At 70.5% G+C, this 14,053-nt stretch carries 13 protein-coding genes and 1 pseudogene; 7 read left to right on the forward strand and 7 right to left on the reverse strand.

Features of this window, described 5'->3' with window-relative positions:
• Nucleotides 1-1,034: 1,034 nt before the first annotated feature.
• The 4 genes from ACWEKM_RS30740 to ACWEKM_RS30755 all read left to right on the forward strand — a co-directional run bounded on the left by ACWEKM_RS30740 (nt 1,035) and on the right by ACWEKM_RS30755 (nt 4,697).
• Nucleotides 1,035-1,826 (forward strand): IPT/TIG domain-containing protein, encoded by a 792-nt coding sequence (locus tag ACWEKM_RS30740; RefSeq protein ID WP_451624531.1) that lies wholly within the window; start codon nt 1,035-1,037, stop codon nt 1,824-1,826.
• A 153-nt stretch (nt 1,827-1,979) separates the two neighbouring features.
• Nucleotides 1,980-2,975, forward strand: a complete 996-nt coding sequence (locus tag ACWEKM_RS30745) for an IPT/TIG domain-containing protein (RefSeq protein WP_451624532.1) — start codon at nt 1,980-1,982, stop codon at nt 2,973-2,975.
• 79 nt (nt 2,976-3,054) lie between these two features.
• On the forward strand, nt 3,055-3,804 hold the full coding sequence (gene recO / locus ACWEKM_RS30750; protein ID WP_451624533.1) for a DNA repair protein RecO: 750 nt from the start codon (nt 3,055-3,057) through the stop codon (nt 3,802-3,804).
• Nucleotides 3,805-3,857: 53 nt separating this feature from the next.
• Entirely contained in the window at nt 3,858-4,697 is an 840-nt protein-coding gene (locus ACWEKM_RS30755) for an isoprenyl transferase (RefSeq protein ID WP_451624534.1), read from the forward strand.
• A 407-nt stretch (nt 4,698-5,104) separates the two neighbouring features.
• Here ACWEKM_RS30755 and ACWEKM_RS30760 read toward each other — a convergent pair whose 3' ends face one another.
• The 4 genes from ACWEKM_RS30760 to ACWEKM_RS30775 form a co-directional block, all read right to left on the reverse strand.
• Nucleotides 5,105-5,515: a Fur family transcriptional regulator gene (locus tag ACWEKM_RS30760; RefSeq protein WP_451624535.1), complete on the reverse strand. Its 411-nt coding sequence runs from the start codon at nt 5,513-5,515 to the stop codon at nt 5,105-5,107.
• A gap of 61 nt (nt 5,516-5,576) precedes the next feature.
• Nucleotides 5,577-6,479 carry a metal ABC transporter permease gene (locus ACWEKM_RS30765; RefSeq protein WP_451624536.1) on the reverse strand — a complete coding sequence of 301 codons (903 nt, stop codon included), beginning with the start codon at nt 6,477-6,479 and terminating at the stop codon, nt 5,577-5,579.
• The gene (locus ACWEKM_RS30770) at nt 6,479-7,264 is read right to left on the reverse strand and encodes a metal ABC transporter ATP-binding protein (protein ID WP_451624537.1); all 786 of its coding nucleotides are present in this window, start codon (nt 7,262-7,264) and stop codon (nt 6,479-6,481) included. The genes ACWEKM_RS30765 and ACWEKM_RS30770 overlap by 1 nt, the downstream gene beginning before the upstream one ends.
• Nucleotides 7,265-7,290: 26 nt before the next feature.
• Complete coding sequence (locus ACWEKM_RS30775) at nt 7,291-8,250, reverse strand: metal ABC transporter solute-binding protein, Zn/Mn family (protein ID WP_451624538.1); 960 nt, start codon at nt 8,248-8,250, stop codon at nt 7,291-7,293.
• A gap of 159 nt (nt 8,251-8,409) precedes the next feature.
• Here ACWEKM_RS30775 and ACWEKM_RS30780 point away from each other — a divergent pair, with 159 nt between their 5' ends.
• On the forward strand, nt 8,410-9,792 hold the full coding sequence (locus ACWEKM_RS30780; protein ID WP_451624539.1) for a glycine--tRNA ligase: 1,383 nt from the start codon (nt 8,410-8,412) through the stop codon (nt 9,790-9,792).
• 168 nt (nt 9,793-9,960) lie between these two features.
• Here the strand turns inward: ACWEKM_RS30780 and ACWEKM_RS30785 are convergent, their stop codons facing one another.
• Nucleotides 9,961-10,761: a hypothetical protein gene (locus ACWEKM_RS30785; protein WP_451624540.1), complete on the reverse strand. Its 801-nt coding sequence runs from the start codon at nt 10,759-10,761 to the stop codon at nt 9,961-9,963.
• Between the two features lie 113 nt (nt 10,762-10,874).
• A pseudogene (locus tag ACWEKM_RS30790) lies at nt 10,875-11,024 on the reverse strand (chitinase); the annotation flags it as partial.
• A gap of 27 nt (nt 11,025-11,051) precedes the next feature.
• Here ACWEKM_RS30790 and ACWEKM_RS30795 point away from each other — a divergent pair.
• On the forward strand, nt 11,052-11,210 hold the full coding sequence (locus tag ACWEKM_RS30795; protein ID WP_451624541.1) for a hypothetical protein: 159 nt from the start codon (nt 11,052-11,054) through the stop codon (nt 11,208-11,210).
• 46 nt (nt 11,211-11,256) lie between these two features.
• Here the strand turns inward: ACWEKM_RS30795 and ACWEKM_RS30800 are convergent, their stop codons facing one another.
• Nucleotides 11,257-12,708 (reverse strand): MFS transporter, encoded by a 1,452-nt coding sequence (locus ACWEKM_RS30800; RefSeq protein WP_451624542.1) that lies wholly within the window; start codon nt 12,706-12,708, stop codon nt 11,257-11,259.
• Nucleotides 12,709-12,826: 118 nt separating this feature from the next.
• On the opposite strand from ACWEKM_RS30800, the gene dusB reads away from it, so the two are divergent.
• Nucleotides 12,827-14,035: a tRNA dihydrouridine synthase DusB gene (dusB, locus tag ACWEKM_RS30805; RefSeq protein ID WP_451624543.1), complete on the forward strand. Its 1,209-nt coding sequence runs from the start codon at nt 12,827-12,829 to the stop codon at nt 14,033-14,035.
• Nucleotides 14,036-14,053: the final 18 nt, after the last annotated feature.

Below are 14,053 nucleotides of genomic sequence, written 5' to 3' on the forward strand. Positions count from 1 at the left end.
GTCCGTGCCGCCCCGCCTGCCCGGCGGGCGGCACGGACCGCTTTTCGCTGTGGTCATGGGCGACATGACGCGCGCCCGGCCCAGGTCCTTTTGCCGTGCGGGCCCGACCACCGCGACATGCAGTGTTATTTTCAGACCATTTCGCGCCGGGGTGCTGTTGTACCGACCGTTTGCACAGGTGGGTACGTCCCTGGGGAGGTGTGCGGCCGTGCGCTGCTCCGAATGAGCGAATGGGTTGCCACGCCCTTGCGGCGAGGGTCACTCGGATGGATTACTGACTGTTGTCAGGTTGGCTGAGTCATCCGCCCCGGGGCTCGGGAGCATCCCGCTCCCTGTTCGGAGCCGCCGGCGGCGCGGTTGACGTCCAGCGAGTAAGAATTCTCTGCCGATGCCCAGTACGGACGTACATCGGCAAGGAATTGGAAGTGATGCCATGGTCAAGCTCAGCTGCGGCTGAAGTCGTTCCGACCTACGACCGACTTCGTCCTTCCCTGTCACACCTCACCGTTGAACCGGCTTGGGACGAGCCGCAATTCCGCTGAGGCTGAGGAAGCCACGCATTCGGTCACCGTACCGGGCCGACCCAGGACGTCGTCCGGGCCAGGTATGCCACAGGCTTCCGGACCCGCCCGGCCGTTGGGGTTGTTCCCGTCCACGCCCCGCACATACGGCGCGAAAACGCCCCGTCCCCGCACGGCTCCAGCGCGCTGGTGGTCCGTCCGGCGGCGCCACCGTGCCAAGTCGGCGGGGACCATCGCCAAGTCGGCGGCGCCATCACCGAGTCGGCGGGCGCAACTGGCCTCACCGGCGACACGGCCCGCACGGGCATGCGCCGACGCCGGACACCGCACCGTTCACCCCCCCATCACCCCTCCATCACCCCTCGATCCCCCCTCCATCAATCGCGTCCATCGGACAGGCATCGCGCCATGTCCTCCCGAACACTCAGGCCCCACAAGGCCGTTCGGCCAACGCAACCAACGCAACCAACGTAACCACCGCCCAACACGCGGCCAACCGCGAAAGGAAACGTCATGGCAACCATCACCTCGATCAGCACGGGCAACCCCGGCTCCGCCGGGCAGACCCTGACGGTCAACGGAACCGCCCTGTCCACCGCCACGAAGGTGAACTTCGGGAACAAGTCGGCCCCCGCCACCGTCGTCAGCAGCACACAGATCACCGCCGTCATCCCATCGCTGTGCGCCGGGCAGTACAACATCAACGTCACGGCCGGCACGTCGACCACCAACTCCCTGCCGTTCTACTACGCCGCCAGCCCGGCCGTCGCGGCCGTGGCACCCAGCACGGGCCCGGCCAGCCCCGGCACCGTCACCGTCAATGGCAGCGGCTTCCTCAACGCCTCGGCGGTGACCTTCGGCGCCGTCGGCGCGGGCACCGGGGTGACCGTGGTCAACGACGGCCAGCTCACCGTCACCGCTCCCGCGCACGGGGCCTTCGCCTCCTGTCAGGACACCGTCGACGTCAGCGTCACCACCCCGGGCGGAATCAGCACCACGAGCGTCGCCGACCAGTTCGTCTACTACAACGCTCCCGCCGTGATCAGCCTCAGCCCGACCACCGGGCCGGCCGGAACGAACGTCACCGTCACGGGCACCTGTTTCGACAGCGTCACCGACGTGACCTTCACACCGACCGCCGGCGGCGCCTCGATCTCGGCGGCCGGCTTCACCTCCGCCTCCGAAACCCAGGTGATCGTCGTCGTCCCCGCCGGCCTCACCTCGGGCACGACCTACGACCTCCAGGTCATCACCCCCGGCGGCACCAGCGCGATCGTCGCCGGCGACGTGTTCACCGGCGTCTGACCCGCACCGGTCCAGGGCTGCCGATCGCCCCTTTCCTCCTACGACGGCCGCGCCTGGGCAGGTACTCGGGAACGCGCACCGGACCGCCGTGCCCCGACCCAGTTCCGGCCGGGGCACGGCGTCCTCGCTCGGGCACATGGAATGGAGCACGTCATGGCGCCGATCATCACCAGTCTCAGCCCCACCCAGGGACCGGCCGCAGGCGGTACCGCCGTCACGCTCACCGGCAGCGGCTTCACCGGCGCGTCGTCGGTGAAGTTCGGCACGAACCCGGCACAGTTCACCACGCTCAGCGACACCACCATCTCCTGCACGGCGCCCGCCGGGTCGGGCTCGTCCGCCGTCACCGTCACCGCGCCCAGCGGCACCAGCAACAGCGTGACCTTCACCTACCTTCCCACCCCGGTCATCGGCTCGATCACCCCGACCCAGGGCCCCACCGCCGGCGGAAACAGTGTCACCATCACGGGCACCGCCCTCTCCGGCGCCACCGCGGTCATGTTCGGCAGCCACAGCGCCACCATCACCGCCAACATCGGCACGCAGATCAACGTCCAGGCCCCCGCCGACGCGGCGGGGCCCGTCAGCCTCACGGTCACCACGGGCGGCGGCACCAGCACCCCGGTGTCCTACTTCTACGTCCCCCTGCCGACGGTGGACAGCGTCTTCCCCGTGCTGGGGCCGACCCTGGGCGGCAACACCGTGACCGTCACGGGCAGCAATCTGACCCTCACCAGCGCCGTACGTTTCGGCTCCCACGCGGCCACCGGCATCAGCGTCCTCTCGGACGGCGAACTCACCGCCCTGGCCCCGTTCGGTTCCGGAACCGTCACCGTCACCGTCACCACGCCGGGCGGCACGAGCCTTCCCGGGGTCGGCGACCCCTACTACACCTATGTCGGACAGCCGATCATCACCGGTCTCAGTCCCAACCAGGGCCCGGCAGCCGGCGGCAACAGCATCACCATCACCGGCAGCGGCCTGACCTACACCGACAGTGTCACGGTCGGCGGCACCCCCACCTCCTTCGTCACCGTCTCCGACACCCAGGTGGTGGCCGTCGCGCCGGGAGGCACCCCCGGCGCCGCCACCGTCCATGTCCACAGCCCGGGCGGCTTCAGCAGCGCCGGCTACCAGTACACACCGTGACGCACCGTGACGCACCGCGCCGGGACGGTCCGCACGGCTTTCGACCACCCGCGCCGACTCTGTGCGTGAGAATGGGGGCATGACTCTGTTCCGCGACGACGGCATCGTGCTGCGCACCCAGAAACTGGGCGAGGCGGACCGGATCATCACGCTGCTCACCCGCGGCCATGGACGGGTGCGGGCCGTGGCCCGGGGCGTACGGCGGACGAAATCCAAGTTCGGCGCCAGGCTGGAGCCGTTCTCCCATGTCGACGTGCAGTTCTTCACGCGCGGCAGCGAACTCGTCGGCCGCGGGCTGCCGCTGTGCACACAGAGCGAGACCATCGCTCCCTACGGTGGCGGGATCGTCGCCGACTACGCCCGCTACACCGCCGGAACGGCCATGCTGGAGACCGCCGAGCGGTTCACCGACCACGAGGGCGAGCCCGCCGTGCAGCAGTATCTGCTGCTCGTCGGCGCGCTGCGCACGCTCGCCCGCGGTGAGCACGCGTCCCACCTCGTTCTCGACGCCTTCCTGCTGCGTTCCCTCGCCGTCAACGGCTACGCCCCCAGCTTCGGCGACTGCGCGAAATGCGGTATGCCGGGGCCGAACCGCTTCTTCTCGGTCGGGTCCGGCGGCTCCCTGTGCGCGGACTGCCGGGTGCCCGGCAGCGTCGTACCCTCGCCGCAGGCCCTCGTCCTCCTCGGCGCGCTGCTTACGGGAGACTGGGAGACCGCGGACGCGTGCGAGCCGCGGTACGTCCGGGAGGGCAACGGCCTGGTGTCGGCCTATCTGCGCTGGCACCTGGAGCGTGGGCTGCGCTCACTGCGATACGTGGAAAAGTCATAGACACGGCGTCGGCGCGAACGGCGCGGAAATCCTAGTAGGGAGACGAGAAGCACATGGTCGTACGCGGGATCCTGGGGCGCCGGCGCCGCGAGTACAAGGCGCCCGAACCGCACCCGTCCGGTGCCGTTGCGCCGAAACTCCCCGGCGAACTGGTCCCCGAGCACGTGGCCATCGTCATGGACGGCAACGGGCGTTGGGCCAAGGAGCGCGGGCTGCCGCGGACCGAGGGGCACAAGATCGGTGCGGAGCGGGTACTGGACGTGTTGCAGGGCTCGATCGAGATCGGTGTCCGCAACATCTCCCTGTACGCCTTCTCCACCGAGAACTGGAAGCGCTCGCCGGACGAGGTCCGCTTCCTGATGAACTTCAACCGCGACTTCATCCGCAAGACCCGCGACGAACTCGACGCTCTCGGCATCCGGGTGCGCTGGGTGGGCCGCATGCCCCGGCTGTGGAAGTCGGTCGCCAAGGAGCTCCAGGTCGCCCAGGAGCAGACCAAGGACAACGACCTGCTCACCCTGTACTTCTGCATGAACTACGGCGGCCGGGCCGAGCTGACGGACGCGGCGCGGGCGCTCGCCGAGGACGTGCGGGCCGGCCGGCTCGACCCCGACAAGATCACCGAGAAGACCGTCCAGAAGTACCTGTACTACCCGGACATGCCGGACGTCGACCTGTTCCTGCGCCCGAGCGGCGAGCAGCGCACCTCCAACTACCTGATCTGGCAGAGCGCCTACGCCGAGATGGTCTTCCAGGACGTCCTGTGGCCCGACTTCGACCGCCGTGACCTGTGGCGCGCCTGCATCGAATTCGCCTCCCGCGACCGACGCTTCGGCGGCGCAATCCCCAACGACCAACTCCAGGCCATGAAGGCCAACCACCCCACGCCCTAGCAACAACCCATCACAATCAGGTCTGACCGCAGTCCCCCAGGGGCGCGGGGAACTGCGCGCTCAACCCCCACGAACCCGCACCCGGCACGCACCCCGCCCCCCCAACGGCGTGAGCCCGCGCCCAGCAGAGCCCGACTACACGATTCCGGCTGGCGGCACCCCCCCAGGGGCGCGGGGAACTGCGCGCCAAGCCCCCACCCACCCGCACCCGGCACGCACCCCGCCCCCCAACGGCGTGAGCCCGCGCTCAGCAGAGCCCGACTCCACGATTCCGCCCGACCGCAGTCCCCTAGGGGCGCGGGGAACTGCGCGCCAAGCCCCCACGAACCCGCACCCGGCACGCACCCCCCACCCCCAACGGCGCCCCCCCGCAAGGCCGGCGCCAGCCAACCCGCACCAACATCCGCTCAACGCGCAGCGCACTCCGCACAGGTGCCAAAAACCTCCACCGTGTGCGCCACATTGACATAGCCGTGCTCCGCCGCGATCGCCTCCGCCCACTTCTCCACCGCGGGCCCCTCCACCTCGACCGCCTTGCCGCAGGTGCGGCAGACGAGGTGGTGGTGGTGTTCGCCGCTGGAGCAGCGACGGTAGACGGACTCGCCGTCGGAGGTGCGCAGGACGTCGACCTCGCCGGCGTCGGCAAGGGTCTGGAGGGTGCGGTAGACCGTGGTCAGGCCGACCGAATCGCCCTTGTGCTTCAGCATGTCGTGGAGTTCCTGCGCGCTGCGGAACTCGTCGACCTCGTTCAGGGCCGCCGCCACGGCGGCCCGCTGACGGGTCGCGCGGCCCTTCACGGGCGGTCCAGCGGTCGTCACCGGTTGCCTCCTCACGGTTCTGCGTCTGCCGGGCCATTGTGCCAGCCCGGCCCGTGCGCAGTCAGACGCCGACTTCGTCGGCGGCCCCCCGAGTGGCCGGAATCGAGCACTCCGCGGGATCGCCGGGCGGCTGCGCGGCGGCGAGTGCCCGGGCGCGGCGCCGGGCCAGCGGCGTGGCCACCGCCGTCAGCAGCACAAACGCGGCGATGGTCAGCAGCACGATGGTCGCGCCGGGCGGCACGTCCTGGTAGTACGACGTGATCGTGCCGCTGATCGTCACGGTGACGCCGATGGCGACGGCGATCGCGAAGGTCGCCGCGAAACTCCGGCTGAGCTGCTGGGCGGCGGCGACCGGGACCACCATCAGCGCGCTCACCAGCAGCAGGCCGACCACGCGCATGGCGACGGTCACGGTCACCGCCGCGGTGACCGCCGTCAGCAGGTTCAGTACGCGCACCGGTAGCCCGGTGACCCGGGCGAACTCCTCGTCCTGGCTGACCGCGAACAACTGGCGGCGCAGCCCCAGGGTGACCAGGACCACGAACGCGGCCAGCAGGCAGATCGCCGTCACGTCGGACTGCGACACGGTCGACAGCGAGCCGAACAGGTAGGACGTCAGATTCGCCGTGGAGCCGGTCGGCGCGAGGTTGATGAACATGACACCGCCGGCCATGCCGCCGTAGAAGAGCATCGCGAGGGCGATGTCGCCGCGTGTGCGGCCGTACCAGCGGATCAGTTCCATGAGGACCGCGCCGAGCACGGAGACCGCGGTGGCCATCCACACCGGGGAGGTGGACAGCAGAAAGCCGAGGCCGACGCCCGTCATCGCGACGTGGCCGATACCGTCGCCCATGAGGGCCTGGCGGCGCTGGACGAGGTAGATGCCGATGGCGGGGGCGGTGATGCCGACCAGGACGGCGGCGAGCAGGGCCCGCTGCATGAAGGCGTAGTCGAGGAAGTCCATCAGCTCAGCAGTCCCGTGCGGATCGGATCGGCGCCCGCGGGTGCGTGCGGGTGCACATGGTCGTGGCCCGGCAGGGCGTGCTGACCGACCGCGCGCGGCGGCGGGCCGTCGTGCAGGACACAGCCGTCGCGCAGCACGACGGCCCGGTCGATCAAGGGCTCAAGCGGGCCGAGTTCATGGAGCACCAGCAGGACCGTGATGCCCTGCGCGACCTGATCCCGGAGCGTTCTGGCGAGCACCTCCTGGCTCGCCAGGTCGACGCCCGCCATCGGCTCGTCCATGATCAGCAGTTCGGGTTCGGCGACCAGGGCGCGGGCGATCAGGACGCGCTGGTGCTGGCCGCCGGAGAGGGCGTCGACGGAGTCCTTCGCCCGGTCGGCCATGCCGACGAGTTCCAGGGCGCGGTGCACGGCCGCGCGGTCGGCCCGGCCGAACAGGCCGAACCGGGTGCGGGAGAGCCGGCCGGAGGCGACGATCTCGGTGACCGTCGCGGGCACCCCGCCCGCCGCGGTGGTCCGCTGCGGTACGTAGCCCACGCGCCGCCAGTCCCGGAACCGCCCCCGGCCGGTGCCGAACAGCTCGATCTCCCCGGCGCTGAGCGGTACTTGGCCGATGACGCCGCGGATCGCGGTCGACTTGCCGGACCCGTTCGCGCCGAGCAGCGCGACGACCTCGCCGCGGTGCACGGTGAGGTCGATGCCGCGCAGGACGGGTCGCGAGCCCAGCTCGGCGTGTACGCCGCGCATCGATATGACCGGCTCGCCCTTGACGTCGGTGACGCCCATGCCGTCCTCCGTAACGATCGGAACGATCACTTGCCGCCCAAGGCGGTCTGCAGCGCCTTGAGGTTCGCTTCCTGGACCGCGAAGTAGTCGTTGCCCCGGGACTTGTCCGTGATGCCCTCGATCGGGTCGAGGACATCGGTCTTCAGCTGTGCGTCCTGGGCGATGGTCTTCGCGGTCTTGTCGCTGACGAGCGTCTCGTAGAACACGGTGGTGACGCCGTCGGCCTTGGCCATCTTCTCAAGGTCCTTGACCCGGGCGGCGCTGGGCTCCGACTCGGGGTCGAGGCCGTTGATCGCTTCCTCGGTGAGGCCGTAGCGCTCGGCGAGGTAGCCGAAGGCGGCGTGCGTGGTGATGAAGACCTTGGTCTTGGTGTTGGTCAGGCCGTCCTTGAACTGTTTGTCGAGGTCGTCGAGCTTCTTGACCAGGGCCGCGGTGTTCTTCTTGTAGTCGGCGGCGTGGTCGGGGTCGGCCTTCTCGAACGCCTTGCCGACGCCCTGGGCGACCTCGGCGTAGCGCACCGGGTCGAGCCAGATGTGCGGGTCCTTGCCGCCGGACTCCTCGCCCTCGTGGCTGTCGTGCTCGGCCGCGTGCCCGCCGACCTCGTTGCCGTGCTCCTCCAGGGTGGTCAGGGAGGCGGCGTCGATCTTCGTCTTGATCTCGGACTGGGTGACCGCGTCGTCGACGGAGGGCTGGAGGCTCTTGAGGTAGAGCACCGCGTCGGACTCCTGGAGCTGCGCGGTCTGCTTGGCGCTGATCTCCAGGTCGTGCGGTTCCTGGCCGGGCTGGGTGAGACTGGTGACATGGACGTGGTCACCGCCGATCTGCTCGGCGAGGAAGGCCATGGGGTAGAACGACGCGACGACGTCGAACTTGCCGGTGTCACCCGCCGCGGCGCTGTCGCTGGAGCAGGCGGAGAGGGTCGCTATGCCGAGGGCGGTGGCCGCGGTCGCCGCGGCCGCGGGTATCAGGCGTCGTCGTACGTTCATGACAGTCATTTTCAGCAAATATGGAAACCGTTGTCAACAAACTCTCGGTGGCCTTCGGGGGCCCACCGATTTGGTCGAGGGGGAGCCTGCGCCGGTAACCTGAAGCATTCGCTGGAAGCACCTCGCTTCGTCGCCCGTCGTCGTAATGAAGAGAGCACCGTGGCCGCCGACAAGATCGACACCATCGTCAGCCTGAGCAAGCGCCGTGGCTTCGTATTCCCCTGCAGTGAGATCTACGGCGGCCAGCGTGCCGCCTGGGACTACGGGCCCCTGGGTGTCGAGCTCAAGGAGAACATCAAGCGCCAGTGGTGGCGCTACATGGTGACGTCGCGCGAGGACGTGGTCGGTCTCGACTCGTCCGTCATCCTGGCCCCCGAGGTCTGGGCGGCATCCGGCCATATCGCCACCTTCACGGACCCGCTGACCGAGTGCACCGCCTGTCACAAGCGGTTCCGCGCGGACCATCTGGAGGAGGCGTACGAGGCCAAGCACGGCCGCATGCCGGCGAACGGCCTCGCGGACGTGAACTGCCCCAACTGCGGCAACAAGGGGCAGTTCACCGAGCCCAAGCAGTTCTCGGGCCTGCTGTCCACCCACCTCGGCCCGACGCAGGACTCCGGCTCGGTCGCCTATCTGCGCCCCGAGACCGCCCAGGGCATCTTCACCAACTTCGCCCAGGTGCAGACCACTTCGCGCCGCAAGCCGCCGTTCGGCATCGCGCAGATGGGCAAGTCGTTCCGCAACGAGATCACGCCGGGCAACTTCATCTTCCGCACCCGCGAGTTCGAGCAGATGGAGATGGAGTTCTTCGTCAAGCCGGGCGAGGACGAGAAGTGGCACGAGTACTGGATGGAGCAGCGCTGGAGCTGGTACACGGGCCTCGGCCTGCGTGAGGAGAACATGCGCTGGTACGACCACCCGAAGGAGAAGCTCTCCCACTACTCCAAGCGCACGGCTGACATCGAGTACCGCTTCCACTTCGGCGGCAGCGAGTGGGGCGAGCTGGAGGGCGTCGCCAACCGCACCGACTACGACCTGGGCGCCCACTCCAAGGCATCCGGCCAGGACCTCTCCTACTTCGACCAGGAGGCCGGCGAGCGCTGGACGCCGTACGTCATCGAGCCGGCGGCCGGTGTCGGCCGCGCGATGCTCGCCTTCCTGCTCGACGCCTACATCGAGGATGAGGCGCCCAACGCCAAGGGCAAGCTGGAGAAGCGCACGGTGCTGCGGCTGAACCACCGCCTCGCCCCGGTGAAGGTCGCCGTGCTCCCGCTGTCCCGTAACCCGGAGCTGTCCCCGAAGGCCAAGGGCCTCGCCCAGGCCCTGCGCCAGCACTGGAACATCGAGTTCGACGACGCCGGCGCCATCGGCCGCCGCTACCGCCGCCAGGACGAGATCGGCACCCCGTACTGCGTGACGGTCGACTTCGACACGCTGGAGGACAACGCCGTCACGGTCCGTGAGCGCGACTCGATGAAGCAGGAACGCGTGTCGCTGGACCAGATCGAGGGCTACCTCGCCGGGCGCCTGCTGGGCTGCTGAGGTTCGCGGGGGCTGCCGTCCCCGGGGCCGGACCCCCGCTTCGGCCCTGAACGGGCCTCGTCCTCGAACGCCGGGCGGGCTGATATCCCTCAGCCCGCCCGGCGTTCGTCTTGTGGCCCCGCCCCGGGCGCCCGCAGGAACATCGCGTTCCCGCCCGGACGTTCGTCCTCAGCGGGGCGGCAGCCGGTCGTACGTCTTGAAGGTGTAGTACGCGGTGAGCGAGATGGCGTTCCCGGTCGCGGCGGGCAGGCCGAGCCGGTCGTCGAGCACCCGGCCCAGCGGGCCGCAGCCGTCGGAGGCCGGGACGGTGAACGTGTCGTCGTACGCGCCGAACCTGATGACCGGCGGGTCCGTGGAGATCCGCTCGGAGCTGCCGGTGCGCCGCAGGCGGAGCTCGACGGGGGTGTCGCCGCCTATGGTGCAGCCCTTCGGCAGCAGCGGGCCAAGGGCGCGGAAGCGCAGGGTGAACAGGCCCAGGCTGTCGCCGACGGAGTAGAAGTCGGACCGGCCGCCGTACTTCGGCCGCAGGGCGAGCGAGGGCGCGCGGCCGTGGTCGGCCGCGGGCGTCCCGAGGAGGCCGCCGGGTACCGCGGTCGGGGCGCCGCGCAGGGCGCCGAAGACCTGATCGGGGCTGCCGTCGGGCAGCGGGCCCTCCGCGTGGGTGATGGTCATCGGCGCCAGGTCGGGGATCGTCCGGCTGCCCAGGGTCAACGAGCCGGTGGCGGTGAGGACTTCGCAGCGCCACCGGGCCGGGTCGACGCCGGCCGGGAGGTCCGGGCAGTCGCCGAAGTCGAACGCCGGGACGGAGCCGGCGGGCGGTTCGGCGGCGGGCGCGGGGGCGGGCGGGTCCGCGGCGAGCGCGGGGGCGCCGGCCGCACCGACGGCCGTGGTGGCGAGCACGGCGGCGGTGGCGAGTCCGGCGGCCCCGCGCAGGACGGTCGAGGAGCGCTTCGCAGCGGTGATCTTCATGCCCCCAGCCTGCCGTCGCGCGCACCCCGGCGGCATCGGGGTCAAGCCCCAGCCCGACCCCGAGTCGCACCCTGACGGCGGTGTCAGGGTGCGACCCCCGGGCCGGGCCGGGCTCAACGGCCTTGCAGGGACTTCACGTTGTCGCCGAAGGTCCGGTTCTTCGCGCCGTCCCAGTTGATCGACCAGGTCATCAGGCCCTTGAGCGAGGAGCCGTAGCGCTGCCACGCCTGCGAGACCAGTGACGGTGACATGTAGCCGCCGCCAACGGAACCGAGTCCGGTGGCTTCACCGTGTCCGACCCCGCCACCGCCGCCCGCGCCGTCTTCCAGGCAACCGGCCGCTTCCACGACCCCGCCTACTCGCGGGAGTGGGAGCGGCCGGGTGTCGAGGACGAGTTCGCCGCGCTCGTGGATCTGCTGACGCGGGGTCTCGGATCACCTTCACCGTGACCGTCGGCGAGTGGACCTTGCCGGACGCCACCCGCAGGTCTTCGGCCTAGCGGCGGCCGGGTGCGCCCGCCGTCTGGAGTACTTCGGGTGACTCCAGGCGTTCGGCCGTCCGCTCGGCGGTGTGGCGGGCCCAGCGTCCGCTGGTCAGCGCGCCGAGGACGAGCACCGCGGCCCCGCACGCGGTGAGGATCCACCAGCCCGGCCGCGCGGCGTCGACGAAGGCCGGGGCGAACGCCGACGAGCCGATGCCGGCCGCCAGCACGGACCCGATCACCGCGACCCCGAGCGTCTGCCCGAGCTGCCGGCTGGTGGAGGCGACGGCCGCCGCGACCCCCGCCTGCGCCCGCGGCATGCCCGACACCGCGGTGTTGGTGATCGGCGCGTTCACAAAGCCGAAGCCGATGCCGAACAGGACGTATCCGGCGAGCCGGGTGAGGTCCGAGGTCTGTGCCTCGAACGCGGCGAACAGCGCGCTGCCCGCGGTCATCGCGACACCCGCGATCAGCAGCGGCAGCCGCGGCCCCCGGTTGCCGACCAGCCGCCCGGAGATCGGCGCGCACAGGAACGTGGGCACCGCCATGGGCAGCATCCACAGGCCGGCGTGCAGGGCGTCGAGGCCGCGCACGCTCTGCAGGTACAGCGTCGACAGGAACAGGAAGCCGCCCAGCGCGGCGAACGCGCTGATCGCGATGGCCGTGGCCCCGCTGAACGGCGCCGAACGGAAGAAGCGCAGGTCGATGAGGGGTTCCGGGCGGCGGGGCTCGTACCGCAGGAGGCCCAGCAGGGCGATCAGGGCTAGGGCGGCGAAGGGCAGCACCGTGCCGACGCCCGCGTGCGGCGCCTCGATGATGGCGTAGGTCGACGCGCCGAACAGCGCGATCACCAGCAGCTGGCCGACCGGGTCGGGGCGGCGGGGGCGGGGGGCGCGGGACTCGGGGACGTAGCGCAGGGTGAGCAGGAGGGCGGCGAGGCCGATCGGGATGTTGATCCAGAAGATCGCGCGCCAGTCGACGGCCTCCACCAGCAGCCCGCCGACCAGCGGTCCCGCGGCCATGGATATGCCGACCACGGCGCCCCAGGCGCCGATGGCACGGGCGCGCTCGCGTGGGTCGGTGAAGGTGTTGGTGATGATCGACATGGCGACCGGGTTGAGCATCGAACCGCCGACCGCCTGGATCATGCGGAAGGCGACCAGCGACTCCAGGTTCGGCGCGAGGGAGCACAGCAGCGAGCCGAGCGTGAACACCGCGAGGCCCGCCATGAAGACCCGCTTGCGGCCGATCCGGTCGGCCGTGGATCCGGCGAGCATCAGCAGCGAGGCCAGTACCAGCGTGTACGCGTCGATGGTCCACTGGAGCCCCGAGGTGGTGGTGTCGAGTTCGCGCTGCATCGACGGGAGGGCGACGTTCAGGACCGTGTTGTCCAGGCTCACGATCAGCAGACTCATACAGCAGATCGCCAGGATCAGCGAACGTCGGCGCGGGCTGAGCTGATGCATGGGGTTCATCCTACGCCCGTATCGATAGTGCGTCTAACTAATGACCGATGCAGGGGTCAGGGTCCGGGTTGTCCACAGGCAGGGGCGGGCACCCGCCGGAGTACGGGACAATGGAGCAATGCCCACGCCGTCGACCACCCCCGTGCCCCCCCTGCGGATCGGCCCGCACACGGTGCAGCCGCCCATGGTGCTCGCCCCCATGGCCGGGATCACCAACGCGCCCTTCCGCACGCTGTGCAGGTCCTTCGCCTCCTTCGCCGGAGGAGACCCGGCGGCCGGAGAGGACTCGGCGGCCGGAGCGGGCGGCGGCAAGGGACTCTTCGTGAGCGAGATGATCACGACCCGGGCACTGGTCGAACGCAACGAGAAGACCATGCAGCTGATCCACTTCGACGCGACGGAGAAGCCGCGCTCCATCCAGTTGTACGGCGTCGACCCGGCCACCGTCGGCAAGGCCGTCCGCATGATCGCGGAGGAGGACCTGGCCGACCACATCGACCTGAACTTCGGCTGCCCGGTGCCCAAGGTGACGCGCAAGGGCGGCGGCTCGGCCCTGCCGTACAAGCGCAACCTGCTGCGGGCGATCCTGCGCGAGGCCGTCGCCGGCGCGGGTGACCTGCCGGTCACGATGAAGATGCGCAAGGGCATCGACGACGACCACATCACCTACCTCGACGCCGGGCGGATCGCGGTCGAGGAGGGCGTGACCTCCATCGCGCTGCACGGCCGCACCGCCGCCCAGCATTACGGCGGCACGGCGGACTGGGCGGCCATCGCCCGGCTCAAGGAGCATGTGCCGGAGATCCCGGTGCTCGGCAACGGCGACATCTGGTCGGCCGAGGACGCGCTGCGGATGGTGCGCGAGACCGGCTGCGACGGGGTGGTCGTGGGGCGCGGCTGCCTCGGCCGGCCGTGGCTGTTCGCGGACCTGGTCGCGGCCTTCGAAGGCCGTACGCAGGACATCATGCGGCCGACCCTGCGCGAGGTCGCCGACGTGATGGTCCGGCACGCCGGCCTGCTCGGCGAGTGGATCGGCGACGAGGCGCGGGGCGTGATCGACTTCCGCAAGCATGTCGCCTGGTACCTCAAGGGCTTCGCGGTCGGCTCCGAGATGCGCAAGCGCCTGGCGATCACCTCGTCCCTCGCCGAACTCCGGTCCGGTCTGGACGAGTTGGACCTCGACCAGCCCTGGCCCGCCGGCGCCGACGGGCCCCGCGGCCGCACCGCCGGCAACAACCGGGTGGTCCTGCCGGACGGCTGGCTGACGGACCCGTACGACTGCGCGGGCATCACCGAGGACGCGGAACTGGACACCTCGGGCGGCTGAACGTCGGGCGCCGAACTT

Source organism: Streptomyces sp. NPDC004752 (assembly GCF_053601275.1).

Bases quoted from the DNA above. Each gene is read 5' to 3' on its own strand.
- ACWEKM_RS30740 (WP_451624531.1), top strand. From the start codon at position 1,035: ATGGCAACCATCACCTCGATCAGCACGGGCAACCCCGGCTCCGCCGGG.
- ACWEKM_RS30745 (WP_451624532.1), top strand. From the start codon at position 1,980: ATGGCGCCGATCATCACCAGTCTCAGCCCCACCCAGGGACCGGCCGCA.
- recO (WP_451624533.1), top strand. From the start codon at position 3,055: ATGACTCTGTTCCGCGACGACGGCATCGTGCTGCGCACCCAGAAACTG.
- ACWEKM_RS30755 (WP_451624534.1), top strand. From the start codon at position 3,858: ATGGTCGTACGCGGGATCCTGGGGCGCCGGCGCCGCGAGTACAAGGCG.
- ACWEKM_RS30765 (WP_451624536.1), bottom strand. From the start codon at position 6,479: ATGGACTTCCTCGACTACGCCTTCATGCAGCGGGCCCTGCTCGCCGCC.
- ACWEKM_RS30770 (WP_451624537.1), bottom strand. From the start codon at position 7,264: ATGGGCGTCACCGACGTCAAGGGCGAGCCGGTCATATCGATGCGCGGC.
- ACWEKM_RS30775 (WP_451624538.1), bottom strand. From the start codon at position 8,250: ATGAACGTACGACGACGCCTGATACCCGCGGCCGCGGCGACCGCGGCC.
- ACWEKM_RS30785 (WP_451624540.1), bottom strand. From the start codon at position 10,761: ATGAAGATCACCGCTGCGAAGCGCTCCTCGACCGTCCTGCGCGGGGCC.
- ACWEKM_RS30800 (WP_451624542.1), bottom strand. From the start codon at position 12,708: ATGCATCAGCTCAGCCCGCGCCGACGTTCGCTGATCCTGGCGATCTGC.
- dusB (WP_451624543.1), top strand. From the start codon at position 12,827: ATGCCCACGCCGTCGACCACCCCCGTGCCCCCCCTGCGGATCGGCCCG.